25 protein-coding genes and 1 riboswitch are annotated in these 23055 nt (G+C 61.5%); of the genes, 11 read left to right on the top strand and 14 right to left on the bottom strand.

The window, feature by feature from the left end; genetic code table 11:
* Window positions 1-31 precede the first annotated feature (31 nt).
* A complete protein-coding gene (locus tag J3Q04_RS20735; protein WP_434609615.1) occupies window positions 32-1714 on the bottom strand; it encodes a fatty acid--CoA ligase in 1683 nt (560 codons plus the stop codon).
* 145 nt (window positions 1715-1859) lie between these two features.
* Window positions 1860-2489: a LysE family transporter gene (locus J3Q04_RS20740; protein WP_434609613.1), complete on the bottom strand. Its 630-nt coding sequence runs from the start codon at window positions 2487-2489 to the stop codon at window positions 1860-1862.
* A gap of 199 nt (window positions 2490-2688) precedes the next feature.
* On the opposite strand from J3Q04_RS20740, the gene J3Q04_RS20745 reads away from it, so the two are divergent.
* From J3Q04_RS20745 to J3Q04_RS20755, 3 genes are all read left to right on the top strand, one after another.
* Window positions 2689-3654, top strand: coding sequence for a 2-hydroxyacid dehydrogenase (locus J3Q04_RS20745; protein WP_434609611.1), 966 nt, complete (start codon window positions 2689-2691; stop codon window positions 3652-3654).
* A gap of 33 nt (window positions 3655-3687) precedes the next feature.
* A complete protein-coding gene (locus J3Q04_RS20750; RefSeq protein WP_420764093.1) occupies window positions 3688-4686 on the top strand; it encodes a methyltransferase in 999 nt (332 codons plus the stop codon).
* Window positions 4687-4736: 50 nt separating this feature from the next.
* Window positions 4737-4858: riboswitch (yybP-ykoY riboswitch) on the top strand.
* A 90-nt stretch (window positions 4859-4948) separates the two neighbouring features.
* Complete coding sequence (locus J3Q04_RS20755; RefSeq protein WP_039592168.1) at window positions 4949-5533, top strand: TMEM165/GDT1 family protein; 585 nt, start codon at window positions 4949-4951, stop codon at window positions 5531-5533.
* Between the two features lie 62 nt (window positions 5534-5595).
* Here the strand turns inward: J3Q04_RS20755 and J3Q04_RS20760 are convergent, their stop codons facing one another.
* The gene (locus tag J3Q04_RS20760) at window positions 5596-6411 is read right to left on the bottom strand and encodes a M48 family metallopeptidase (protein ID WP_420764092.1); all 816 of its coding nucleotides are present in this window, start codon (window positions 6409-6411) and stop codon (window positions 5596-5598) included.
* Between the two features lie 217 nt (window positions 6412-6628).
* Here J3Q04_RS20760 and J3Q04_RS20765 point away from each other — a divergent pair, with 217 nt between their 5' ends.
* Window positions 6629-8767: a methyl-accepting chemotaxis protein gene (locus J3Q04_RS20765; protein ID WP_434609607.1), complete on the top strand. Its 2139-nt coding sequence runs from the start codon at window positions 6629-6631 to the stop codon at window positions 8765-8767.
* A gap of 57 nt (window positions 8768-8824) precedes the next feature.
* Here J3Q04_RS20765 and J3Q04_RS20770 read toward each other — a convergent pair whose 3' ends face one another.
* From J3Q04_RS20770 to J3Q04_RS20780, 3 genes are all read right to left on the bottom strand, one after another.
* A complete protein-coding gene (locus J3Q04_RS20770) occupies window positions 8825-9448 on the bottom strand; it encodes an SOS response-associated peptidase (protein WP_420764091.1) in 624 nt (207 codons plus the stop codon).
* A 178-nt stretch (window positions 9449-9626) separates the two neighbouring features.
* Window positions 9627-9887, bottom strand: coding sequence for a putative signal transducing protein (locus tag J3Q04_RS20775; RefSeq protein ID WP_434609604.1), 261 nt, complete (start codon window positions 9885-9887; stop codon window positions 9627-9629).
* Window positions 9888-9896: 9 nt separating this feature from the next.
* On the bottom strand, window positions 9897-10079 hold the full coding sequence (locus J3Q04_RS20780; RefSeq protein WP_186612369.1) for a CPXCG motif-containing cysteine-rich protein: 183 nt from the start codon (window positions 10077-10079) through the stop codon (window positions 9897-9899).
* Window positions 10080-10216: 137 nt separating this feature from the next.
* Here J3Q04_RS20780 and J3Q04_RS20785 point away from each other — a divergent pair, with 137 nt between their 5' ends.
* Window positions 10217-11383, top strand: a complete 1167-nt coding sequence (locus J3Q04_RS20785) for a 1-acyl-sn-glycerol-3-phosphate acyltransferase (RefSeq protein WP_434609602.1) — start codon at window positions 10217-10219, stop codon at window positions 11381-11383.
* Between the two features lie 66 nt (window positions 11384-11449).
* Here J3Q04_RS20785 and J3Q04_RS20790 read toward each other — a convergent pair whose 3' ends face one another.
* Window positions 11450-11731, bottom strand: coding sequence for a hypothetical protein (locus tag J3Q04_RS20790; protein WP_420764088.1), 282 nt, complete (start codon window positions 11729-11731; stop codon window positions 11450-11452).
* 225 nt (window positions 11732-11956) lie between these two features.
* Between J3Q04_RS20790 and J3Q04_RS20795 the strand changes: the two genes are divergently transcribed.
* Window positions 11957-12163 (top strand): hypothetical protein, encoded by a 207-nt coding sequence (locus J3Q04_RS20795; RefSeq protein WP_420764087.1) that lies wholly within the window; start codon window positions 11957-11959, stop codon window positions 12161-12163.
* A 133-nt stretch (window positions 12164-12296) separates the two neighbouring features.
* Here the strand turns inward: J3Q04_RS20795 and J3Q04_RS20800 are convergent, their stop codons facing one another.
* Window positions 12297-12881, bottom strand: a complete 585-nt coding sequence (locus J3Q04_RS20800) for a YajG family lipoprotein (RefSeq protein ID WP_030138601.1) — start codon at window positions 12879-12881, stop codon at window positions 12297-12299.
* Between the two features lie 205 nt (window positions 12882-13086).
* Between J3Q04_RS20800 and J3Q04_RS20805 the strand changes: the two genes are divergently transcribed.
* Together J3Q04_RS20805 and mqo are read left to right on the top strand one after the other, a co-directional pair.
* Window positions 13087-13320, top strand: coding sequence for a hypothetical protein (locus J3Q04_RS20805; RefSeq protein WP_434609598.1), 234 nt, complete (start codon window positions 13087-13089; stop codon window positions 13318-13320).
* Between the two features lie 735 nt (window positions 13321-14055).
* Window positions 14056-15564 carry a malate dehydrogenase (quinone) gene (gene mqo, locus J3Q04_RS20810; protein WP_420764085.1) on the top strand — a complete coding sequence of 503 codons (1509 nt, stop codon included), beginning with the start codon at window positions 14056-14058 and terminating at the stop codon, window positions 15562-15564.
* A gap of 112 nt (window positions 15565-15676) precedes the next feature.
* On the opposite strand, the gene J3Q04_RS20815 is transcribed toward mqo, so the two are convergent.
* From J3Q04_RS20815 to J3Q04_RS20830, 4 genes are all read right to left on the bottom strand, one after another.
* Window positions 15677-15964: a PA4642 family protein gene (locus J3Q04_RS20815; protein WP_420764084.1), complete on the bottom strand. Its 288-nt coding sequence runs from the start codon at window positions 15962-15964 to the stop codon at window positions 15677-15679.
* A gap of 61 nt (window positions 15965-16025) precedes the next feature.
* Window positions 16026-16511 carry a hypothetical protein gene (locus J3Q04_RS20820; RefSeq protein ID WP_420764083.1) on the bottom strand — a complete coding sequence of 162 codons (486 nt, stop codon included), beginning with the start codon at window positions 16509-16511 and terminating at the stop codon, window positions 16026-16028.
* Between the two features lie 122 nt (window positions 16512-16633).
* A complete protein-coding gene (locus tag J3Q04_RS20825; protein WP_434562357.1) occupies window positions 16634-17107 on the bottom strand; it encodes a WbuC family cupin fold metalloprotein in 474 nt (157 codons plus the stop codon).
* A 4-nt stretch (window positions 17108-17111) separates the two neighbouring features.
* On the bottom strand, window positions 17112-17669 hold the full coding sequence (locus J3Q04_RS20830; protein WP_030138595.1) for a hypoxanthine-guanine phosphoribosyltransferase: 558 nt from the start codon (window positions 17667-17669) through the stop codon (window positions 17112-17114).
* Between the two features lie 163 nt (window positions 17670-17832).
* On the opposite strand from J3Q04_RS20830, the gene upp reads away from it, so the two are divergent.
* Together upp and J3Q04_RS20840 are read left to right on the top strand one after the other, a co-directional pair.
* Window positions 17833-18471 carry a uracil phosphoribosyltransferase gene (gene upp / locus J3Q04_RS20835; RefSeq protein ID WP_039592183.1) on the top strand — a complete coding sequence of 213 codons (639 nt, stop codon included), beginning with the start codon at window positions 17833-17835 and terminating at the stop codon, window positions 18469-18471.
* Window positions 18472-18473: 2 nt separating this feature from the next.
* Window positions 18474-19748 carry a uracil-xanthine permease family protein gene (locus J3Q04_RS20840; RefSeq protein ID WP_434562355.1) on the top strand — a complete coding sequence of 425 codons (1275 nt, stop codon included), beginning with the start codon at window positions 18474-18476 and terminating at the stop codon, window positions 19746-19748.
* A gap of 143 nt (window positions 19749-19891) precedes the next feature.
* On the opposite strand, the gene hemH is transcribed toward J3Q04_RS20840, so the two are convergent.
* Together hemH and J3Q04_RS20850 are read right to left on the bottom strand one after the other, a co-directional pair.
* Window positions 19892-20917, bottom strand: coding sequence for a ferrochelatase (gene hemH, locus J3Q04_RS20845; RefSeq protein ID WP_434609593.1), 1026 nt, complete (start codon window positions 20915-20917; stop codon window positions 19892-19894).
* Between the two features lie 13 nt (window positions 20918-20930).
* Entirely contained in the window at window positions 20931-21830 is a 900-nt protein-coding gene (locus tag J3Q04_RS20850; RefSeq protein WP_420764079.1) for a TIGR01777 family oxidoreductase, read from the bottom strand.
* Window positions 21831-22025: 195 nt separating this feature from the next.
* Here J3Q04_RS20850 and J3Q04_RS20855 point away from each other — a divergent pair, with 195 nt between their 5' ends.
* Window positions 22026-23012 carry an NAD(P)/FAD-dependent oxidoreductase gene (locus J3Q04_RS20855; RefSeq protein WP_434562351.1) on the top strand — a complete coding sequence of 329 codons (987 nt, stop codon included), beginning with the start codon at window positions 22026-22028 and terminating at the stop codon, window positions 23010-23012.
* Window positions 23013-23055: the final 43 nt, after the last annotated feature.

A 23055-nucleotide genomic window follows, 5' to 3' on the forward strand; every position in this document is an offset into this window, starting at 1 on the left:
GCCGTGCCCTTTTCGGGCACGGCGAGGACGCTCAAAGCGTCGAAAGGAAGGTGCTGTTGTTGCTCTGCCATTCGGTGATGTCAACGCGGATACGTTTCTTGTCGAGCTTGCCGACGCTGGTCTTGGGAATTTCCGTAACAAGGGCAATCTGGCTAGGGATCGCCCATTTGCTCAGGTGCCCCAGCTCGACAAACGGCTTGAGGTGCTCCTTGAGCTCGCGAGCCCCGATCTGGTGCCCCTCACGAACGACCAGCAAGGCAAACGGCCGCTCGCCCCACTGCGGGTCGGGAATGCCGACCACTGCTACTTCGCGTACCGCCACATGCCGACTGATAAGGTCTTCCAGGTCCAGGGACGAGATCCATTCGCCGCCGGTCTTGATCACATCCTTGATGCGGTCGCGAATGTCGATGAAGCCCATGCCGTCGAGCGTGGCGACGTCGCCAGTGTGCAACCAGCCGCCACTCCAGAGTTCGGCGCCCTTCTGCGGTTCGTTGAAATAACCTTCGGTGAGCCATGGCGCGCGCAATACCAATTCGCCCTGGGTTTCGCCATCGGCGGGAAGGAAGCGGCCCTCGCCGTCGACGATCGCTGCCTCCACCAGTGGCCCTGGCACGCCGGCCTTGATCCGATAAGTGATGCGCTCGTCTTCGCCGCCGGCCATCAACTCATCGTTGAGGTGGGCGCAGGACACCAACGGGCCGGTTTCGGACATGCCGTAGGCGGCGGTGAGCTGGATGCCCTTGGCCTTCGCCGCCTCGTACAGGCTGCGGTTCAGGGCGCTGCCGCCGATGACGATTTTCCAGCCGCCGAAATCGGTGTCCTGGGCGCCCTTGGCGTTGAGGACCATTTGCAGGATGGTCGGCACGCAGTGGGAAAAAGTGACCTTTTCCTTGCGCCACAGCTCCACCAGGAACTCCGGGTCGTAGCGACCGGGGTAGACCTGCTTGAGGCCGAGCATGGTTGCCACGTACGGCAAGCCCCAGGCGTGAACGTGGAACATGGGGGTGATGGGCATGTACACGTCGTTGGTGCCCAGCAGGCGCACGCTGTCGATGGCGCCCATGATGGTCGACACACCCAGGGTGTGCAGCACCAGCTGCCGATGGGTGAAATACACGCCCTTGGGGTTGCCCGTGGTGCCGGTGGTATAGAACGTGGTGGCGACGGAGTTTTCGTCGAAATCCTGGAAATCGTAGGTCGGACTGGCGCCGGCCAGCAGTTGCTCGTACTCGCCCACGAGGTCGGGCAGGTCGGAGGTTTTGTCCGGCTGGTCGGTCAGCAGTAGCGTCTTTTTCACCGTTGTCAGCTGGCCGGCGATCGCCTGGTACAAGCCGACGAACTCGCTGTTGACCAGCACGAAGCGATCCTCGGCGTGGTTCATGGTGTAGAGGATCTGTTCCGGCGACAGTCGCACGTTGATGGTATGAATCACCGCGCCGATCATCGGGATAGCGAACATGCATTCCAGGTACCGATGGCTGTCCCAGTCCATGACCGCCACGGTATCCCCGGCTTTCACCCCGGCCTCGGTCAGCACGTTGGCCAGCCGTGCGACGCGCTCGATCAGGGTGGGGTAGCTGTAGCGCAACTGGTCCCGGTAAATGATCTCGCGGGTTTTCTCATAGCGTGCGCCGGACATCAGCAGCCGCTTGATCAGCAACGGGTATTGGTAAACGCCCTCGGCTGGAGGAATAACGCGAGTCTGCAACATAGGAATCCTTTTTCTGACTGCACGGTCTTGGCTGGAAAAGTAAGCACTTTAAAGCGCTTGTCCGCGGATCAAATCAGCCGAAGGAATGATTTGATCCGCCCGCAAACACTAGCCTTGAGCCATCATCAGGATTCGCTCAACTCGCTCAATGGGCCTCGGTAAACGCCAGTTTCACGCCGATGGCGATCAGCACGGCGCCCATGGTCCGGTCGAACCAATGGCCCATGCGGGCAAAACCGGCACGCACCCGCGCCTGGCTGAACAACATTGCAACCATGCAGAACCAGGCCGCCGTGGCAACCGCCAGGTACACACCGTAGCCGGCCTGGATCGCCAGGGGCGTATGGGGATTGATGACCACGGTAAACAGGGAGAGGAAGAACAGCGTCGCCTTGGGGTTCAGGCCATTGGTAACGAAGCCGGCGGTAAACGCGCCCCGAGCGGTGCGCTCACCTGCCTCCTTGGGCAGGTTTTCCTGGCTCGCCTTGGCCGGCTGGGCGCGCAGGGCCTTGAAGCCGATGTACAGCAGGTAAGCGGCGGCGGCCCACTTCAAGGCGTTGAACAGCACGATCGACTGGGACACGATCAGGCCGATGCCCAGCAACGAATACCCCACGTGCAGGAAAATCGCCGTGCCGACCCCCAACGCCGTCCAGGTCCCGGCGCGGCGGCCGTGGGTCACGCTTTCGCGGACCACCACGGCGAAGTCCGGACCAGGGCTGGCCACGGCCAACAGGTGGATCAGGGCGACAGTGAGAAATTCGGCGAGGTACATGGTGGTGCTCCTGGCGACAATCTTTGTTGAATGAAATCCGTGGCGAGGAGCTTGCTCCCGCTCGGCTACGCAGCAGTCGCTCGTCGCGTATCGGGGCCTTGCCTTGCAGGCCAGCGGGAGCAAGCTCCCTCGCCACGGCAACTCTTCTGATAGGCTCGCCACATTACGCCTTCAGTCTTCTACATGACAGGTACAGCTGATGACCAATACCGCACGCGCAGTTTTCCTCGATCACGCTTCACTGGACCTCGGCGACCTGGAGCTGGCTCCATTGCGCGATTGCTTCACCGAACTGCAGCTGTTCCCCGGCACCCGCCCGGATGAGGTGGCAGGCCGGCTCGAGGGCGCCACGGTGGCGATCACCAACAAGGTCGTGATCGACGCAGCCGCGATGGCCGCCAACCCTGAACTGAAGCTGATCCTGATCAGCGCCACCGGCACCAATAACGTCGACCTCGCCGCTGCCCGCAGCCATGGCATCGTCGTCAGCAACTGCCAGGGCTATGGCACACCGTCGGTGGCCCAGCACACGATCATGCTGCTACTGAACCTGGCGACGCGCCTGGGCGACTATCAAAAAGCCGTGGGCGAAGGTCGCTGGCAACAGGCTTCGCAGTTCTGCCTGCTGGACTACCCGATCGTCGAACTGCAGGGCAAGACCCTCGGGCTGCTCGGCCATGGCGAACTGGGTGGCGCCGTCGCACGGCTGGCCGAAGCCTTCGGCATGCGCGTGCTGCTGGGGCAGATTCCAGGAAGGCCCGCCCGTGCGGACCGCGTGGCCCTGGACCAACTGCTACCCGCGGTGGATGCCTTGACCTTGCATTGCCCGCTCAACGAGCACACCCGCCACTTCATTGGCGCGCGTGAACTGGCGTCGCTCAAACCCGGCGCGTTCGTAGTCAACACCGCACGCGGTGGCCTCATCGACGAACAGGCACTGGCCGATGCGCTGCGCAGCGGTCACCTGGGCGGGGCGGCCACCGACGTGTTGAGCGTGGAGCCGCCGACCCAGGGCAATCCGCTGCTGGCAGGTGATATCCCCCGGCTGATCGTCACGCCGCACAACGCCTGGGGCAGCCGCGAGGCCAGGCAACGGATCGTCGGCCAACTGGCGGAAAACGCCCGGGGCTTTTTCAGCGGTACAGCGCAACGAGTCGTCAATTGATAGACTGCCGCACTTTTTAACAAGGAGCAGACCATGGATCCGCGCAGTGAAGTACTGCTTCGTCAGGCCGAGTTATTCCAGGGTCCGGTCCTGCTGGCCGGGCTCCCAGCCGACGACCTGCTTGGCCGCTTGCCCGAGGCCCATGGCTGGTGCTGGCATGCCGGCGACCAGGCGGCCCTGGATGCCCGCTTCCCAGGGCGCAGCCATTTTGGCGTGAATGTACCCGAACTTTCGTTCGACGCTGCCGTGGTCTTCCTGCCCAAGGCCAAGGACCTGACCGACTACATCCTCAACGCCGTTGCCGCGCGCCTGGCTGGGCGCGAGGTGTATCTGGTGGGGGAAAAGCGCAGCGGCATCGAAGGCGCTTCCAAGCAGCTCAACCCCTTTGGCAAGCCGCGCAAGCTCGACAGCGCACGGCATTGCCAACTGTGGCAGGTCACCGTCGCCAACGTCCCTGAAGCCAAGCCGCTGGAAAGCCTCGCGCAAACCTATGAACTGCCACTGGTCGAGGGCCCGCTCAAGGTCATCAGTTTGCCGGGAGTCTTCAGTCACGGCCGCCTTGATCGCGGCAGCGCGCTGTTGCTGGAGCATCTTGACAAGCTGCCCAGCGGCCACCTGCTGGACTTCGGCTGCGGCGCCGGCGTGCTGGGGGCGGCGGTCAAGCGGCGCTATCCCCATAACACCGTGACGCTACTGGACGTGGATGCCTTCGCCGCCGCCAGCAGTCGATTGACGCTGGCCGCCAATGGCCTGGAAGCCGAAGTGCTGACGGGTGACGGGATCGACGCCGCGCCCATGGGCCTGAACGCGATTCTGAGCAACCCGCCGTTCCACGTCGGCGTACACACCGACTACCACGCGACCGAAAACCTGTTGCGAAAAGCGGCCAAACATCTGAAAAACGGCGGCGAACTGCGCCTGGTTGCGAACAGTTTCCTCAAGTATCAGCCGCTGATCGAAGAGCACCTGGGCCCCTGCGCGATCAAGGCCGAGGGCCAAGGCTTTCGCATCTACCGGGCCAAGCGCGGCTGAAGCGTTTTGAGAAACAGCGCTTGCCCAATCGGATTTGCCTAGGCAGAATCCGCACCGTCCTAGGGGAGTAGTCTCCCGCGAGCGCCCTGCTCGCCCGGCATACGTCAACATACTTGGTCAGCAGACCATGGCGTATGCGGCCCAAGCGTCCACGCAGATGGTCGCTGGGTTTGACAAGACCTATGACACGCACACCTTACCCGGGGCGGGAAGGCTGTACGTGTCATAGCCGTGTCGACCCGCCCCTCTTAGGAATTACCTGATGCTGGACTCTTTCCTTGTTCCCACCGCCATCGTTGCACTGGCCGAAATCGGCGACAAGACGCAACTGCTTGCGCTTATCCTCGCTGCTCGCTTTCGCAAGCCGTGGCCGATCATCGCTGGCATCGTCGCCGCGACCCTGGCCAACCATGCGGCCGCGGGCGCGGTAGGAGCCTGGGTCAGCGGGTTCTTTTCCGATGCGGTGTTGCACTGGATATTGGCGGCAAGCTTCGCGGCCACGGCCCTTTGGACCCTGGTGCCGGACAAGCTCGACGATGAAGAGGCGAATACGGCCCGCAAGTTCGGCCCCTTCCTGACCACGCTGATCGCGTTTTTCCTGGCGGAAATCGGTGACAAGACCCAGATCGCGACGGTGATGCTCGCCGCGCAATACCCGGAACTGTGGCTGGTGATCATTGGCACCACCGTGGGCATGTTGATTGCCAACGTGCCGGTGGTACTGGCTGGCAACTTTGCCGCCGAGAAACTGCCCCTGGCCCTCATCCGCCGCCTGGCCGCCTCGGCGTTTTTCATCCTGGCGATCGTTGCGGTGTACAAGGCGATGCAGAGCAGTGGGTGGGTTTGAGGCTGTTGTGGCGAGGGAGCTTGCTCCCTCGCCACAAAAAAAACTTCACCACATGACGGTGGTTACTTCTTGGCTTGCTGATAAAGCGGCATCACCTTCGGAATCGCCGCCTGCAACGAGGCGATCCGGCTGCTCGAGGACGGGTGGGTGCTCATGAATTCCGGTGGTGCCCCTTCCGAAGCCTTGGCCATCTTGTTCCACAAGGTGATCGCGGCGTTCGGGTCGTAGCCTGCGCGGGCGGCCAGCTCCAGGCCGATCAGGTCGGCTTCGTTCTCGTTGCCACGGCTGTTAGGCAGGGTCATGCCATAGTTGGCAACCGTGTCGGCCAACGCCAGGCTATCCTGGCCCAGGCCGAATATCGCACCGGCACCCTGCTTGGCCATTTCGATGCCATAAGCCTTGGACATGGCTTCACGGCCGTGCTCGCGCAAAGCGTGAGCGATTTCATGGCCCATGATCGCGGCGATTTCAGCGTCGGTCAGCTTCAGTTTGTCGATCAGGCCGGTGTAGAACATGATCTTGCCGCCGGGACCACAGTTGGCGTTGAGTTCATCGCTCTTGATCAGGTTCACTTCCCAGTTCCACTGCGCCGAATCCGGACGGAACACAGGCGCCTGGGCGATCAAACGATCAGCAATGACCTGAAGGCGCTTGGCGTCGCTACTGGTCTTGTCCAGGGCACCTTGCGCACTCGCCTCACCCAACGTCTTCTGATAGGACTGGGCATACATCTGGTTGACCTCGGCGGTCGACAGCATGCTGAACATGTACTGCTTGCGCTCCACGCCCACGGCTCCGCCGCTGGTGGTGTTGACTGACTGGCAACCGGCGAGCAGCAGAGCCGCGCCCAGAGCGCTCACCATCAAAGTCTTGTTCATACAAAAGAAGCTCCATGGAATCGTGGGCGTATCCTAGGCTTTGATTTGTATCGGCGCCAGATACACAGCGAGCGATTACAGTTTTTTCGGACAGGTCCCACTCATCCTTTTACGACTCCCACCTAACCAATACAGTCACCCGACGAACAGCGCCTCATGCCCGCCCGCGGAAATGCCGATACAGATACCAGACGTCATTTCCGGGTCCGGAGCCATTATGAAATTCAAATCGATCCAGTTTTCCGTTGCCGCCCTGGCCGGTGCCATCGTCCTCAGCGTTGTTGGTGCCCTGGTGCTGTACGCATTGTTCGCCGGCGCCCGTACCCAGGAAATGGTGCAACAACGGACCAAGGCGCAATTCGAGCAACTCATCGAACAACGCCTCAGTGCGCTCGCCCGCACCCAGGCCAGCCTGATCCAACGCGAGCTTGAAGCACCGCTGTTGCTTGCCCGAGGACTGGCGACGACTAACGCCCTGATGGGCATGAACGGCACGGACGGCAACCCGTTATTGAAGATGCCCCGTGAGCAGATGATCAGCCTGTTGCGCGAGTCCGTGGTGCGCAACCCGAAGGTCCTGGGTGCCTACATCGCCTGGGAACCGAACGCTATCGACCACGACGACGTCAACTATGTGAACAGCCAGGTGCTCGGCATGGAAACCAATGGGCGCTTCCTGCCGTGGTGGTTTCGCAACCAGGACGGCACCTTGGGCCTGGAAAAGCTCGCCGACGTGACTGACCAGAAACTGCTGTCCACCGGCATTCGTGCCAGCGAGTACTACCTGTGCTCCCAGGACAGCAGGAAAGCCTGCGTGATCGACCCGGCGCCCTACCGCGTCGGCAGCACCATGACCATGCTGGCCTCCTTCATCGAACCGATCCTCATCGATGGTAAATTCCAGGGCATCGTCGGCGCCGACCTGTCGGTGAACTTCATCCAGGACATGCTCGTTGCCGCTGACGCCAAGCTGTACGACGGCGCCGGGGAAATGGCCTTGCTCGCCAGCAACAATCGCCTGGTGGCCTTCACCAAGGACCCAAGCAAGCTCGGGGAAAAAGCCAGCGACCTGCTGGACGCCAACGAGCTGGACAACCTGGCCAAGCTTGGCGCTGGCGAAGTGCGTTACGACGTCGACGAAGCCCACGGTCACATCGAGGTGTACATGCCGTTCGGCATCGGCGAGACCAGCGCTCGCTGGACGCTGATGATGCAACTGCCGTTGAACGCAGTGATGGCAGATCTGCAAGCCTTGCAGAAGGACCTCGACGATCAGCGCGAGACCGACATTTTCGGCATGGCCATGGTCGGCCTGGCGATTGCCGCCATCGGCCTGCTGGTGATCTGGCTGGTGGGCCACGGCATCGCCCGGCCGCTCAAGCAAATGGTGGCGATGCTCGATGACATCGCCCAGGGCGAGGGCGACCTGACTCGCCGATTGACCAGCGACCGCGCCGATGAACTGGGCGCCATCGCCAAGGGCTTCAACACGTTCCTCGGCAAATTGCAGGGGATGATTACCCAAGTGGTGACCTCGGTGCAGAGTGTCAGCGATTCGTCGGAGCACACCGCCGACATCGCGATCCGCACCAACCAGGGCGTGCACAAGCAGATGTCGGAGATCGATCAGGTCGCCACCGCCGTGCATGAAATGACTGCCACCGCCCAGGACGTGGCCCGCAATGCGACCCAGGCCGCCCAAGCCGCCAGTCACGCCGACCAGGCCGCCAGCCAGGGCATGCAGATCGTACGCGACACCTCCACCTCCATTGGCGCGCTGGCCGTGGAAATCGGCAAGGCCGTGGGCGTGGTGCAAACCCTGGCCAAGGACAGCGAGAACATCAACGCGATCCTCACGGCCATCCGCGGGATCGCCGAGCAGACCAACCTGCTGGCCCTCAACGCGGCCATCGAAGCGGCTCGGGCCGGTGAACAAGGTCGAGGTTTTGCGGTGGTCGCCGATGAGGTGCGCAACCTCGCGCAGAAGACGCAGCAGGCCACGGAAGAAATTCAGCCGATGATCCAGCAGTTGCAACAGGGCACCCGCGATGTGGTGCGCGTCATGGAAGACAGCCAGCACCGCACCGATGAAAGCGTGCAGCACGCAGCCAAGGCAGCCCAGGCGCTGGAGACGATTACCCAGGCGGTGTCGGTCATCAACGACATGAACACCCAGATCGCCAGCGCCGCCGAGGAGCAAAGCGCTGTAGCTGATGACATCAACCGCAACGTGATCAACATCGGCCAAGTGGCGAACGAAGTGGCCAGCGGCGCCGACGAGTCGAGCGCGGCCAGTGCCGGGCTGACCAAGTTGGCGGAGCAGCAGCGGCGGTTGATCAATCAGTTCAGGGTCTGACCCAAGCACCTCATTGCGAGCAAGCTCGCAATGAGGCCTGCACAGCCATCACAAACCTCAAGCCGGCGTCAGGCACTCCGGCCCATTGAGTTTCGGGTCGTTGACCATGTTGGCCAGCACCCGCTCGCGCAGTTGCGCAGGCTCGCTCGCCAGCAGCCCTTGCAAGGCATGCAAGGGTGTCTCGGGGTCGAGCCACAACCGTTGGCCTTCTTCATCCAGAATCAACGGACGCCGCTGACCGGCCGCCGGCTGGGTGATGACGGCGGTGCTCAACCACACCTGTTCCTGCACCGGATACGCTTCCCAGATCGCCGCAAAAAACAGCGACGAACCTTCCCCCGGCGTCAGCCAATAGGGGCGTTTACGCGAACCACCGCGCCATTCGTAGAACCCGTTGGCCGGCAGCAGACACCGACGCAACCGCAGGGCCTCGCGGAACATCGGTTGCTCGGCGACGGTTTCGGCCCGAGCATGGGCCGGGGTCCGGGACAGGTCCGTCAGCCACGGCGGCGTAAGCCCCCAACGGGCGCGGGCCAATTCGCGCTGGCCATCGGCGCCAGCCCGCAGCATCAGAACCGAATCATTGGGCGATATGTTCCATTGGGCCTTCTGGTCGGCAGGGAAGCCAGGCAAGGCCGCAAAGGCGGGGTTCCAGCGAAACAGGGCATAACGTCCACACATGGGGTAACACGACTCTCCTATCAAACGGCGGCCAGCCTAGGGTCTGTACGAAATGTGTTCGCGCGAAGGCCAGACAAGGCGAAACGGGGCGAGGAAGCGCAGTGTACTGGAGTACATGAGCATTCCGAGCCCCGTTTCAACGCAGTATGGGTGAGTGCGGATACATTTCGTACAGAGCCTAACAGACCAGCGTTCCGGGGTAACTGTCCGGCTCATCGCCGGGCACCGGCAGCGCGGCATTGTAGGCGGCGATCAGTTCCTGGGCGTATTGCGCCTGTTCATCGTCCACCGCCAGCCCCAGCAAGCCATGCATCGGCAATTCCCCTGCGCCCCCCACCAGGTCACGTCCCACCAGATGCGCGGTGATGCCTTCGCTGGCGAGCATGCCTTGCAGCAATTCGCCTTCCATCAGGTTTTCCAGTTCGTAGATTCGCTGCATGGCCGCCCCTCATTCGTTTTCGCTGAAGACCTCGAGGTGCCATTCTTCATCGTGTACCTGTAGTACGAAAGTGATCGGCCGGCAACAGACCTGGCAATCCTCGATATAGGTCTGGTCGCCACCGGAAAGATCCAATGAAGTCTCGACCTCTTCTCCACAATATGGACATTCATATTCAGCAGCTTCCAGCATCGCGGTCTCCCGAGTGACTTGTGCGTATAATCGCCGGTCTATTTGCAGGGCTATTGTTGCCTGGACTGTCTTCCTGGCCGTGCCCTGGCGCTATTTATCGAACCTTTACTTACCCTAGCCGTTTCCAACAAGAGAGCATGATGGGCGAATTCGATGCCATCCGACCTTACGACGACAGTGAAGTCCCAGCGGTGCTGGCACGGCTGCTCAGCGATAAGGCGTTTCTAGATATCCTCACCCACTTCCGCTTCCCGCGCCTGGCCGGTGCTTTCGGCTGGATGCTCAAACCCCTTATAGCGCAGAAGCTGCGTCGAGAGTTCGCCGGTGTGACATCGGTCGCCACGTTGCAGGACAAAGTGGAGTTCTATGTCGACCACACCATCGAACGCGCCACCGATGGCGTGACCTACACGGGGGTGGAGCAGTTCAAGTCCGGCAACGCGTACCTGTTCATCGCCAACCACCGCGATATCGTGATGGACCCGGCATTCGTCAATTACGCCGTCTACCACGCGGGCCTGCCGACCCCGCGCATCGCCATCGGCGACAACCTGCTGCAAAAGCCGTTTGTCAGCGACCTGATGCGCTTGAACAAGAGTTTTATCGTGCACCGTTCCATCAGCGGTCGCCGGGAAAAAATGGCGGCGTACCAGTTGCTGTCGGCGTACATCAATCACTCGATCCGCAACGATTGCGCCTCGATCTGGATCGCCCAGGCCGAGGGCCGAGCCAAGGACGGCGATGACCGGACCGAATCGGCGATCCTCAAGATGTTCCACATGAGCCGCAAGGACGAGCCGTTCGGCGAGGTCATCCGCTCGCTGAACCTCACGCCGGTGTCGATCAGCTACGAATATGATCCGTGCGACCAGGCCAAGGCCCGGGAGCTTTACATTCGCGCCACCACCGGGACCTACACCAAGGCACCAGGCGAGGACGACGTCAGCATCGCCAAGGGCATCACCGGCTACAAAGGCCGGGTCCACGTGAACTTCTCCGCGCCGATTACAGAGCTGTTCGAGGACACCAAGCAGTTGGCAGCGGAGATGGACCGGCAGATTCTCGGCGGTTATCGCCTGTTCCCCGTGCACTACCTGGCCTACGCCCAATGGACCGATGCCGACCCGCAGCTGCAGGTGCCGACGGCGGCTGAAGTGTTCGGTGCCGAAGAACTGGCGAAGGCTCAGGAAGAATGGCAGCGTCGGTTGGATGCGTGCCCGGCGGAACAGCGGCCATTCCTGGTGCTGCAATATGCAACGCCGGTGCGTAATCAGTATCGGGTCAAGGCGGGGTTGCCGCTTTAAAGCAGTGATTGCTTAGCGGCTTTAATGGCGAGGGGGCTTGCTCCCTCGACACTGAAGCTGCTGCGCTCAGAGCTGCGTGCTGATCCAGGACATCAGCAGCGCGACGCCCAGGCAGGCAAAGCCGAACCGGTAGAAAAACCGGTTCATGCGCTGGGTGGCCAGGTCCAGCAGGGCTTCGAATCGTTCATTGCTTTCGCCACTGCGCGCTTGGAGGCAGGCGCGTGCTCGCTGTTCGCGGCGGCGCGTTGCATGCAATACCCAGCCACCCGGGCAGGCAAACAGCAGCGCGAGCAGGTTGATCAGTTTGGCCGGGTGGGCAGCGAACAGCGAAAACAATTGCAACGACATCACAGACCTCAAGCGAATAACGGACGCCTTGCGCCCGGGACCTACGAACAGGGCGCGGATTCTACCGAAAGCCTGGCGTGCTGCGTCGGTTTTTCCGACCGGTAACGATGCCTCGCAAGGTTGGGTGCTTTTGGGCGAGCGTGTTTGCGGATTAATTTCATCGGTAACGGTTTCGTCATATGGATAGGCCACCCTGTCGCCCTCCAAACCCGCACGGAACCCGTCATGCTGCACGCCGAAAACCAGGATCGCCTCTATCTCATCAGCCCGAGCGACGAACAACAGAACCTCGTCGACAGCCTGTCCTTCAACGTGCAGGACCGGCACTGGCTGGTGTATTGCGCCCTCGGCGGCCATTCACATGCCGATCTGCCGGAGACGGACCTGCTGACCGGGATCAGCGTGCTGGAGCTCTATTCCCAGGCGGCGTGAATTTATCGCCCATAAAAAACCCCTGTGGGAGCGAGGTTGCTCGCGATGACGATGGATCAGCCAACATCGAAGTGGCTGAACCATCGCTATCGCGAGCAAGCTCGCTCCCACAGGGGATACGGGTCTTCAGTCGTTACTCTGCCAACACCTGACCGATGGTCGGGTCCTTGAACAGACGGGTCAGGGCATCACTCAATACATCGCTGACCAGCTTGGTATTGGTGTCCTGGTTGGGCGCCATGCCGAAGCGTTGGTCCAGCGAAGCGCCATAACGACCGCTGTAGCGACGATTGGCGTTCTGCACGTCAGAGCGGAAGGTCGCGCCAATCGTCGCCTCGGTCACGTACATGCCTTCCTTGGGCGACTGGTATTTCAGTTCCGCCAGGGTCACGGTCAGTTGCGGGGCATTCATTGCATTGGCGGTGGGGGTGAAGCCCAGCAAACGCACGGCCGCCTCGGCCTGGGCCTGCAATTTAGGCAGGATTTGCGCACCCTGCACCGTGATCACGCTGGTTTCCGGGTACAAGCCACCCCGGGTGCCGAGGGTCGGCGACGGACGACCGTCCACGACACGGACCACCACCGGCTGGCCGCGACCCACCGGCGCCAGTTGGGCGTTGAGCTTGGGCTCCGGGTTAAGTTGTTGCGGGCTGTGGGCACAGCCGACGAGGGTCAGACTGGTCACTGCGATCAAACCGAACAACAGGCGTTGCAACATGCTCTTCTCTCCAGAATCGGGCACAGACAGGCCGGCAGTATAGCGGTGCGCCATCGCGGCGAACCAGCGCCTTCGATGAATACTGAAATGTCTGACACGGGCCCGGATAGGCGGTTCCTGTCACCCCGTTGTCACGGTCCTTACACCAGGGTGTCATGGCCGGCTGTCAGGCTGTCCCCAAGCTCCCCGGACACGGTACCTGACCATGCGTTTTCTCATCTCCCTGTTTACCCCGCGCCCGCATCATCGTTGCTTCGCCCTGCTGGACCGTACCGGCCGCTGCCAGACATTCAAGCAGTGCAGCCTGCAGCCCATGGGCGATGGCTGGGTGGAAATCGAAGAGATCCGCCTCAACTGGCTGCACCAGCCCTTGCCTGCCAGTGCCCTGGTACAACCGCCTCGCACTCGCGTACGTAACCGCCAGCTATTGGCCTTCTGACCGCAAGGCTAATAAAAGTCATAAAACACGACCATTTCCGAGCGTTTCTTCGTTACAATCTCCCCCCGATTATAAGGACGTCTCCTGATCGGGCCTCGCAACGCCGCTAATGCGCTTGTATTGGCACCCCGCACCGCCCACAGAGAGCCGCCCACACAGATCGAGTGAAGCTGGCGCGCTTGCTGTTTCCCTGGCAAATCACCGCTTTTCGCGAATCTGCAGAGCTGTCATTACGCTCGGTCACTGAGCTGTCTGCCCGTTTTGCCTGTCATGTATTGCATGGGGGCAACCAAACCGGGCCCGGTGCCAGGCTGGGACAGCCCTTTTTTGAGGTTCACGTCTTCAAAAGAGCGTGAAAAAACGGGTTTTCACAACTTCACAAGAGTGTGGCGAGCAAATGAAGAGTTTTGCGTCTGAACAAGCACCATCAGCGTCTGGAACAGCCCAACGACACAGGACCGGATATCGCTCAAGAACCGCCGCCTGAAGCCTGTCCGCTACGGATTTGGTTGCACGAACGGATGTCTCGGCCATAAGTCGAATTGCTTGCCCTGCGCTTAAATGAGTTCATGGGACTCTAGAGGCCAGGCTGCATGCATCCGCAAGAGTGCGAAAAATTGCGAAGATTCGGACATGGCGATTCCTGGCCATGGATACCTGGGGCGCAACTGACCTGCCCCGCTTCCTGGCCGCTATGCCGACAATTTGGTGCTGCAGATTTTGGAGACGCGTTAAATGGCGCATAACGAAGCAGTTGATGTAGTTCTGGTAGGGGCCGGCATCATGAGTGCCACCCTGGCCGTACTGCTCAAGGAGCTCGACCCGGCGATTTCCCTGGAAGTCGTCGAGCTGATGGACTCGGGTGCCGCGGAGAGTTCCAACCCCTGGAACAACGCCGGTACCGGTCATGCCGGGCTGTGTGAGCTGAACTACACGCCCCAGGCCGCCGATGGCACTGTCGACATCAAGAAAGCCGTGCACATCAACACCCAGTTCGAGGTGTCGAAGCAGTTCTGGACGTACCTGACTAAAAAGGGCACGTTCGGCTCGTCGAAATCCTTCATTGCCCCGGTGCCGCACCTGAGTTTCGTACAGGGTGAGAAAGGCGTGGAGTTCTTGAAGAAGCGCTTCGAACTGATGAGCCAGCATCACGCCTTCGCCGACATGGAATACACCGAAGATCGCGACCAGATGGCCGAGTGGATGCCCCTGATGATGCCAGGCCGGCCGGCCGATGAAGTCATCGCCGCCACCCGCGTCATGAACGGGACCGACGTCAACTTCGGCGCCTTGACCAACCAGTTGCTCAAGCACCTGGGCAGCGCGCCGGACACTCAGATCAAATACTGCAAGCGCGTCACCGGCCTCAAGCGCAAAGGTGACGGCTGGACCGTGAGCATCAAGGACGTCAATTCCGGCAGCACCCGCGAAGTCGACGCCAAGTTCGTCTTCCTCGGTGCCGGTGGCGCCGCGTTGCCGCTGTTGCAAGCGTCGGGTATCGAAGAAAGCAAGGGCTTCGGTGGTTTCCCGGTCAGCGGCCAGTGGCTGCGTTGCGACAACCCGGAAGTGGTCAAGCACCACCAGGCCAAGGTCTACAGCCAGGCCGCCGTGGGCTCGCCACCGATGTCGGTGCCGCACCTGGACACCCGCGTGGTCGACGGCAAGAAATCCCTGCTGTTCGGGCCTTACGCCGGTTTCACCACCAAGTTCCTCAAGCACGGCTCGCTGATGGATCTGCCGATGTCGGTACGCGCCGGCAACATCGGCCCGATGCTGGCCGTGGCCCGGGACAACATGGACCTGACCAAGTACCTGATCAGCGAAGTGATGCAGTCCATGGAGCAGCGCCTGGAATCGCTGCGCCGCTTCTACCCCGAGGCGAAAGCCGAGGACTGGCGCCTGGAAGTGGCCGGCCAGCGGGTGCAGATCATCAAGAAAGACCCGAAGAAAGGCGGCGTACTGCAATTCGGCACCGAACTGGTGGCGGCCAAGGACGGAACCCTCGCCGCCCTGCTCGGCGCTTCGCCAGGCGCCTCGGTCACCGTTTCGATCATGCTGGAACTGATCGAGCGTTGCTTCCCGGAAAAAGCCAAGGGCGAGTGGGCCACCAAGCTCGCGGAAATCTTCCCAGCCCGGGAAAAAGTACTGGAAACCGATGCCGCGCTGTATCGCAAGATCAATGCGCAAAACAACATTGCGTTGGAACTGGTTGAAGAAAGCAGCGAGACCCAAAGCTACGCTTGATTCGGTCGGCTAAAAAAAGCCCCGCTCTCAATGAGGGCGGGGCTTTTTTTTTGAAGCTTTTCGTGGCGAGGGAGCTTGCTCCCGCTGACCTGCCAGGCAGGCCCTCGGCCTATCAGCCACGCGCCTTGTTGATCAACTCGATGTATTCCTCGGCGTTGCGCTGGTCCTTGTTCAGCGCAACGAAATCATTGCCATGTTCGTCCTTGCCATCGAGGTCGTAGCCCGCCTCGACGAAAAACACCAGGAAACGCTCGAAGTCGTCGACACGCAGCCCACGGTAGGCCTTGATCAGTTTGTGCAGCGACGGCGACGTAGCATCGACCGGTTCAAAATTGAGGAACAGCTTGATCTGTTCGTCGCCAATCTCGTCACCAATCACTTGTTTCTTGTCTTTACGCATTGCCGGCTCCAACTCGCACAATTCACGGGGCGGGCAGTTTACCCCCGGCGGGCGTTGCGGCTCAACGCGGGCGTGCGGTGCCGGTGTGCAGATCGGCCCAGATATGGCCGTTGGCGTAGCTGAGGAATTGCACGTACACCGTGTCATTGCGCAACAGGTCAATGACCACCCGGTACTGGGCCTGTGGATAAGACAAGGTCAAGGTCTTGCTCGCCTCGTCGTACGCCGGTTTCTTCAGGCTTTTGCTTTCCCCGTCGAAATTGAGAATCACCTGGCTGATGGTCGCGCCCTTGTTCAACGGTTTGCCTTTGAGGCGCACCATCAATGGTGAGGTGACCGGGATCGGCTGCTGGTTGGAAGGGCGCTGGTTGCCCAGTACCACCGAGTATTCGGTGACTTGCAGCAACTGCTGCTGTTCAGGCTGCTCCTGGCGCGCCACGAGGTCATCCGGCGGCAAGAACTGACTGTGCATCGGCGCGGCCACGGCCATCAAGGGCAAGCTAGTTAGCAACAGCAAAGTGGCGCAGCGGCGGATCGATACACTCATGACAGGCTCCGGAGGCTTGGCCGGGCACGCTAGCATTCATCGAAAAAATAAGCGACCCGGACAATTCATTCGCGGCACAGGCTATCAGCGCGGGCCTCATAAAAGCGCGATCGCCATCGATATTAGTCGAATTGAGCGCGCATCCAGGCCTGGTATTGCGCAACGCCGGGCTCGCCTTCGCGGGGCGCCCAAGGGGCCAGTTCGCCGTCGCCCACCGGCCGGTAGGGGCCGGCTTTGCATTCGAACATCAGGCTGTCAGCCTCCAGTACCACCAGGCCATGGTAGACACCGGCCGGCAGATCGACACCGAGGCAATCGCCACCGGCCTGCAGGATGCGCTTGCCGGTCACGGTTCCGGTTTCATCGAAGATCAACACACCGAGGCGGCCTTTGAGCACCAGTAAGGTTTCAGCCTTGTCGGCGCTCAGGTGGCGATGCGGCGGGATGTAGGTCGAGGGCTGCAAACCCACCGCCATGCGGTGGCAAGGCTCATCCATCTGGTGGAAATTGTGGTGTTGGCGCCCACGCGCACTGGCCCCGGCCTTCTCGGCCAGCTCATCGAACAAGGCTTGATCCAGGAAGGCAGGGCCAGTCATCCGATTACATCCCCTTGACGGCGAAAATGCCATTGGCGTTGCGCCAGTAGCCTTTATAGTCCATGCCGTAGCCGAAGATGTAGCGGTCGATGCACGGCAGGCCGACAAAATCGGCCTTCAGGTCAGGACGGGCCTTGCGGTCGTGGTCCTTGTCGATCAGCACGGCGGTGTGCACCGCGCGGGCGCCAGCGTGTTTGCAGAAATCGATGATCGCGCCCAGGGTATGCCCTTCATCCAGGATGTCATCGATGATCAGCACGTCACGGTCGATGAACGAGACTTCCGGCTTGGCTTTCCAGAACAGGTCGCCGCCGCTGGTCTCGTTGCGATAACGGGTGGCGTGCAGGTAGGAAGCTTCCAGCGGGAAGTTCAGATAGGTCAGCAGCTTGCCGGAGAAAATCAGCCCGCCGTTCATCACGCAGAACACGACCGGATTGCTTTCAGCCAATTGATCGTTGATTTGCGCACCGACACGGGCGATGGCCGCTTCGACTTCAGCTTCGGTGTACAGGCAGTCAGCCTCTCGCATGACTTGACGGATATGCTCGAGATCAGCGGACATGTGCGCTCTCCAGGGGTGGCAGTTCGGAAAAGCGGGCAAAGGTACGCATCCCGCCCGGCCAGATCAAGCATTTGTGGACTAACGTTCTGTATTGTCTATAGGACAACACCCTCGGATAGATTAATCTAGGCCGGTTTTTTTGCCCGCCGCCGGAGCCTTCCCCATGCCCATCCTCGAGATCCGCCATCCGCTGATCAGACATAAACTCGGCCTGATGCGCCGCGCAGACATCAGCACCAAGAACTTCCGCGAACTCGCCCAGGAAGTCGGCGCCCTGCTCACCTACGAAGCCACCAAAGACCTGCCGCTCGAATCCTACGAGATCGCCGGCTGGGCCGGTGCGGTGCAAGTGGAGAAAATCGCCGGCAAGAAGATTACCGTTGTGCCGATCCTGCGCGCCGGTATCGGCATGCTCGAAGGCGTGCTCAGCTTGATCCCGGGCGCCAAGGTCAGTGCCGTGGGCGTGGCTCGCAACGAGCAGACCCTGCAAGCCCACACCTACCTGGAAAAACTGGTGCCGGAAATCGACGAACGCCTGGCAATGATCATCGACCCGATGCTCGCCACCGGCAGCTCGATGGTCGCCACCATCGATCTGTTGAAAAAGGCCGGTTGCCGCGATATCCGCGCCATGGTGCTGGTCGCCGCGCCCGAAGGCATCAAGGCCGTGGAAGATGCCCACCCCGACGTGACCATCTACACCGCCTCCATCGACCAGAAACTCAACGAACACGGCTACATCATTCCGGGCCTGGGCGATGCCGGCGACAAGATCTTCGGCACCAAGCAGAAGGACGCCTGAGCATGCAGGACGAATTCAACGATCCGCTCTGGCGTCAGGTGCTGTCCGGCGCGCAGATGCTGTTCGTCGCCTTCGGCGCGCTGGTGCTGATGCCGCTGATCACGGGCCTGGACCCGAACGTGGCACTGTTCACGGCGGGCCTGGGGACGATCCTGTTCCAGATCGTCACTGGGCGCCAGGTGCCGGTGTTCCTGGCGTCGAGCTTTGCCTTTATCACACCGATCATCCTCGCCAAGGGCCAGTTCGGCCTGGCGGCGACCATGGGCGGCGTGATGGCGGCCGGTTTCGTCTACACGTTTCTGGGCTTGGCGGTGAAGATCAAGGGCACCGGGTTCATTGACCGCCTGCTGCCGCCGGTGGTGATCGGTCCGGTGATCATTTCCATCGGCCTGGCGATGGCGCCGATTGCCGCGAACATGGCCATGGGCAAGGCCGGCGACGGCACCGAGCTGATTCATTATCAGACCGCGATGATGATTTCGATGCCGGCGTTGCTCACCACGTTGATTGTCGCCGTGTTCGGCAAGGGCATTTTCCGCCTGGTGCCGATCATCTCCGGCGTGCTGGTGGGCTTCGCCATGGCGTTTTTCTTTGGCGTCGTCGACACCGCGAAGATCGCCGCGGCCCCCTGGTTCGCCCTGCCCGCCTTCACCGCACCGGAGTTCAACTGGCAGGCGATCCTGTTCATCGTGCCCGTCGCGCTGGCACCGGCCATCGAGCACATCGGCGGCGTCATTGCCGTGGGCAGCGTGACCGGTCGCGATTACCTGAAGAAGCCGGGCCTGCATCGCACGTTGTTCGGCGACGGCGTCGCCACCACCGCAGCCGGCCTCTTCGGCGGCCCGCCCAACACCACTTACGCCGAAGTCACCGGCGCGGTGATGCTGACCAAGAACTACAACCCGAAGATCATGACCTGGGCCTCGATCTTTGCCATCAGCCTGGCGTTCATCGGCAAGTTCGGCGCGCTGCTGCAAAGCATTCCGGTGCCTGTGATGGGTGGGATCCTGTGCCTGTTGTTCGGCTCGATTGCCGCAGTGGGCATGAACACGCTGATTCGTCACAAGATCGATCTGGGCGAGGCGCGCAATTTGGTGATCGTTTCGGTGACGCTGGTGTTCGGCATCGGCGGCGTGCTGGTCGGCACCGGCACGGGCCCGGACGACTTCGGCCTCAAGGGCATCGCGCTGTGCGCCGTGGTGGCGATCGCGTTGAACCTGATCTTGCCGGGCAATGACGGATGGAAGCAGAAGAAGGCGGATGAGCCTCTGGTCTGACTCAGCTTGAGGTTATTGTTGTCAGTCAGATTGCTTTGGCGAGCAGGCTCGCTTCCACAGGAGATCTGTTGTGAACACAAATTTTGTGACCACTCGAGATCTACTGTGGGAGCGAGCCAGCTCGCGAAGGGGCCGCAGAATTTTTATAGCGCTAGAGGCGCCCGTTCGCAGAGGGTACTCAAGGCCTGCGCCCAGCGCGAATCGTCATTGAGACATGGCACCAGTACCAACTCCTCGCCTCCCGCCTCGCGGAACTGCTCTCGGCCGCGATCACCGATTTCCTCGAGCGTCTCGATGCAATCGGCCACGAACGCCGGGCACATCACCAGGACTTTTTTCACGCCGCTCTTGGCCAGTTCCTCCAGACGCGCTTCGGTGTAGGGTTCGATCCACTTGGCACGGCCCAATCGCGACTGGAACGACACCGACCATTTACCCTGCGTCAGGCCCATGCGCTGGGCGAACAATTCGGCGGTACGAATGCACTGGGCGCGGTAACAGGTCGCCATGACTTCAGGCGGCGCGTTCTTGCAGCAGTCGGCATCCCTGAAGCAGTGGTAACCCGTGGGGTCGAGCTTGGTCAGGTGCCGCTCGGGCAAGCCATGGAAACTCAACAACAGATGATCATGGTCCTGCATCAGGTACGGCTTGGCGGTGGCAACCAGCGCATCGAGGTATTCCGGTTGATCGTAGAAAGGCTGGAGAATCGAGAGTTTCACGTCGAGCTTCTTCTCGCGCACAACCCGCTTGGCTTCTTCGATGACTGTGGTGACAGTGCTGTCGGCAAATTGCGGATACAACGGGGCGAGGGTGATGCTCTTGTGGCCCTGGCTCGCCAGGCGCACCAAGGTGGACTCCAGCGACGGCTCGCCGTAACGCATCGCCAACTCTACGGGCCCCTGCGTCCATTGGGCGGTCATCGCCTGTTGCAAGCGGCGGCTGAGCACTACCAGAGGTGAGCCCTCTTCCCACCAGATCGACGCGTAGGCGTGGGCAGACTGTTCGGGGCGCTTGATCAGGATCAGCGACACCAGCAACCGCCGGACCGGCCATGGCAGGTCGATCACGTACGGGTCCATCAGGAATTGATTGAGGTAGCGGCGCACATCGGCCACCGAGGTGGAGGCAGGCGAACCCAGATTCACCAGAAGCAACGCGTGATCGGTCATGCAACGTCCTATTTCAAAGGCGACCCGATAAATCTTCCAGGGCCGCGGGCAAATCAGTGAACTGGAATGAAAAACCCGCCGCCTGCAATCGGGCCGGCGTGGCGCGCTGGCCGCCCAGCAACAGCAATGACAATTCCCCCAACGCGACTTTCAGCGCAAGCTCCGGCATCGGCACCACGGCCGGGCGATGCAACACGTGCCCCAGGGCCTTGGCAAAATCGCGGTTGCGCACCGGGTTCGGCGCGCAGGCATTATAAGGACCGCTGGCATCACTGCGGTGCAGAAGAAAATCAATCAGAGCGATTTGATCGTCGATATGTATCCATGGCATCCACTGTCTCCCGTTGCCGATACGCCCGCCCAGCGCCAGTTTGAAGGGCAGCAGCAACCGCGACAAAAAGCCGCCCTCGGCGGACAGGACCAGGCCGGTTCGAACCAGGACCACGCGCAGGCCCAAGGCCTCGGCCCGCTGCGCCGTTTCCTCCCAAGCGATGCACAGCTGGCTGGCGAAGTCCTCGCTGACCGGCCCTGATTCCTCGGTCAGCTCCCGCTCGCCACCGTCGCCATACCAGCCCACGGCGGATCCGGAAATCAGCACCTGCGGTTTCTGCTCGCACCGTTCCAGCCATGCAAGCAAAGCCTCGGTCAACGTGATGCGGCTGCTCCACAGCAAGATCTTGCGCTTGTGGCTCCAGGGCCGATCAGCGATGGGCGCGCCGGCGAGGTTGACCACCGCGTCCACCGGCTCGCCAATTTCATCGAGCGCGGCGATGCCGCGCACCTGCGCCCCACAGATTTTCGCCACCTGCTCGGGTCGACGACTCCATACCGTCAAGCGATGGCCTTGCTCCAACCAGTGCTGGCAGAGCTGACGTCCGATCAAACCAGTACCGCCGGTCAGCAATATGTGCATGAGGTGTTCCTCGCATCGCGTTTTACCCGGCCCATTAGTCTATTTTTATAGGTAGAGATTTTTCACATCGGCCAAGGTCTGTTTCTAACAATAGGACAACCTGCCAAAACGCGAACGGTAAAACTTATACCAAAAACCAAAATTGTACAGGATTAAACGACGGCGTAGTCTGTACAGAAAGTAAACGAGGCCCTCATGACTGTACCTATCGCAATCATCGGCACCGGCATCGCCGGACTCTCCGCCGCCCAGGCCCTGACGGAGGCCGGGCATGTCATCCAACTTTTCGATAAAAGCCACGGTAGCGGCGGACGCATGTCGAGCAAGCGCAGCGACGCTGGCGCGCTGGACATGGGCGCCCAGTATTTCACTGCCCGGGACCGGCGCTTCGTCACGGAGGTGCAGCGCTGGCAAGCCAACGGCTGGGCAGCGGAATGGAACCCGCAGCTCTATCACTTCCAGGACGGGCAGATGAGCCCTTCACCGGACGAACAGACCCGTTGGGTCGGCACCCCGCGCATGAGCGCGATTACCCGAGCCCTGCTCGGCGACCTGCCCGTGCAGTTCTCCTGCCGCATCACCGAAGTGTTTCGCGGCCAGGAGCACTGGCATCTGCAGGACGCTGAAGGGTTCACCCATGGCCCGTTCGGCCAGGTGGTCATCGCCACGCCCGCGCCCCAGGCGACCGCATTACTGGCCGCGGTGCCGAAACTGGCTGGCGTGGCCGCCGGGGTAAAAATGGACCCGACCTGGGCGGTGGCGCTGGCCTTCGAACAGCCTTTGGATACGCCCATGGAAGGCTGCTTCGTACAGGATAGCCCTCTCGACTGGCTGGCACGCAACCGCAGCAAGCCAGGCCGCGATAGCAAGCTCGACACCTGGGTGCTGCACGCCACCAGCGACTGGAGCCGCCAGCACATCGACATGTCCAAGGAAGCGGTCATCGAACACCTGCACGGTGCCTTCGCCGAACTGCTGCACAGCGCCATGCCCGCTCCGAGCTTCAGCGTGGCCCACCGCTGGCTGTACGCCCGCCCCGCCAGCAGTCACGAATGGGGCGCGCTGGCCGATGCCGACCTGGGGTTGTACGTATGCGGAGATTGGTGCCTGTCCGGCCGGGTCGAAGGGGCTTGGCTCAGCGGCCAGGACGCCGCGCGCCGGTTGCACGCCAGCCTCCAATAAATCGCCCTTGCCTCCCTCGCTGCTGTCGCAACAGACAGCAGCC

Source organism: Pseudomonas sp. D4-21 (genome assembly GCF_051132125.1).
GTDB lineage: Bacteria > Pseudomonadota > Gammaproteobacteria > Pseudomonadales > Pseudomonadaceae > Aquipseudomonas.

What these genes read in the sequence shown, in the direction of transcription:
- J3Q04_RS20735 (WP_434609615.1), bottom strand. Translation starts at nt 1,714, where the DNA reads ATGTTGCAGACTCGCGTTATTCCTCCAGCCGAGGGCGTTTACCAATAC.
- J3Q04_RS20740 (WP_434609613.1), bottom strand. Translation starts at nt 2,489, where the DNA reads ATGTACCTCGCCGAATTTCTCACTGTCGCCCTGATCCACCTGTTGGCC.
- J3Q04_RS20745 (WP_434609611.1), top strand. Translation starts at nt 2,689, where the DNA reads ATGACCAATACCGCACGCGCAGTTTTCCTCGATCACGCTTCACTGGAC.
- J3Q04_RS20750 (WP_420764093.1), top strand. Translation starts at nt 3,688, where the DNA reads ATGGATCCGCGCAGTGAAGTACTGCTTCGTCAGGCCGAGTTATTCCAG.
- J3Q04_RS20755 (WP_039592168.1), top strand. Translation starts at nt 4,949, where the DNA reads ATGCTGGACTCTTTCCTTGTTCCCACCGCCATCGTTGCACTGGCCGAA.
- J3Q04_RS20760 (WP_420764092.1), bottom strand. Translation starts at nt 6,411, where the DNA reads ATGAACAAGACTTTGATGGTGAGCGCTCTGGGCGCGGCTCTGCTGCTC.
- J3Q04_RS20765 (WP_434609607.1), top strand. Translation starts at nt 6,629, where the DNA reads ATGAAATTCAAATCGATCCAGTTTTCCGTTGCCGCCCTGGCCGGTGCC.
- J3Q04_RS20770 (WP_420764091.1), bottom strand. Translation starts at nt 9,448, where the DNA reads ATGTGTGGACGTTATGCCCTGTTTCGCTGGAACCCCGCCTTTGCGGCC.
- J3Q04_RS20775 (WP_434609604.1), bottom strand. Translation starts at nt 9,887, where the DNA reads ATGCAGCGAATCTACGAACTGGAAAACCTGATGGAAGGCGAATTGCTG.
- J3Q04_RS20780 (WP_186612369.1), bottom strand. Translation starts at nt 10,079, where the DNA reads ATGCTGGAAGCTGCTGAATATGAATGTCCATATTGTGGAGAAGAGGTC.
- J3Q04_RS20785 (WP_434609602.1), top strand. Translation starts at nt 10,217, where the DNA reads ATGATGGGCGAATTCGATGCCATCCGACCTTACGACGACAGTGAAGTC.
- J3Q04_RS20790 (WP_420764088.1), bottom strand. Translation starts at nt 11,731, where the DNA reads ATGTCGTTGCAATTGTTTTCGCTGTTCGCTGCCCACCCGGCCAAACTG.
- J3Q04_RS20795 (WP_420764087.1), top strand. Translation starts at nt 11,957, where the DNA reads ATGCTGCACGCCGAAAACCAGGATCGCCTCTATCTCATCAGCCCGAGC.
- J3Q04_RS20800 (WP_030138601.1), bottom strand. Translation starts at nt 12,881, where the DNA reads ATGTTGCAACGCCTGTTGTTCGGTTTGATCGCAGTGACCAGTCTGACC.
- J3Q04_RS20805 (WP_434609598.1), top strand. Translation starts at nt 13,087, where the DNA reads ATGCGTTTTCTCATCTCCCTGTTTACCCCGCGCCCGCATCATCGTTGC.
- mqo (WP_420764085.1), top strand. Translation starts at nt 14,056, where the DNA reads ATGGCGCATAACGAAGCAGTTGATGTAGTTCTGGTAGGGGCCGGCATC.
- J3Q04_RS20815 (WP_420764084.1), bottom strand. Translation starts at nt 15,964, where the DNA reads ATGCGTAAAGACAAGAAACAAGTGATTGGTGACGAGATTGGCGACGAA.
- J3Q04_RS20820 (WP_420764083.1), bottom strand. Translation starts at nt 16,511, where the DNA reads ATGAGTGTATCGATCCGCCGCTGCGCCACTTTGCTGTTGCTAACTAGC.
- J3Q04_RS20825 (WP_434562357.1), bottom strand. Translation starts at nt 17,107, where the DNA reads ATGACTGGCCCTGCCTTCCTGGATCAAGCCTTGTTCGATGAGCTGGCC.
- J3Q04_RS20830 (WP_030138595.1), bottom strand. Translation starts at nt 17,669, where the DNA reads ATGTCCGCTGATCTCGAGCATATCCGTCAAGTCATGCGAGAGGCTGAC.
- upp (WP_039592183.1), top strand. Translation starts at nt 17,833, where the DNA reads ATGCCCATCCTCGAGATCCGCCATCCGCTGATCAGACATAAACTCGGC.
- J3Q04_RS20840 (WP_434562355.1), top strand. Translation starts at nt 18,474, where the DNA reads ATGCAGGACGAATTCAACGATCCGCTCTGGCGTCAGGTGCTGTCCGGC.
- hemH (WP_434609593.1), bottom strand. Translation starts at nt 20,917, where the DNA reads ATGACCGATCACGCGTTGCTTCTGGTGAATCTGGGTTCGCCTGCCTCC.
- J3Q04_RS20850 (WP_420764079.1), bottom strand. Translation starts at nt 21,830, where the DNA reads ATGCACATATTGCTGACCGGCGGTACTGGTTTGATCGGACGTCAGCTC.
- J3Q04_RS20855 (WP_434562351.1), top strand. Translation starts at nt 22,026, where the DNA reads ATGACTGTACCTATCGCAATCATCGGCACCGGCATCGCCGGACTCTCC.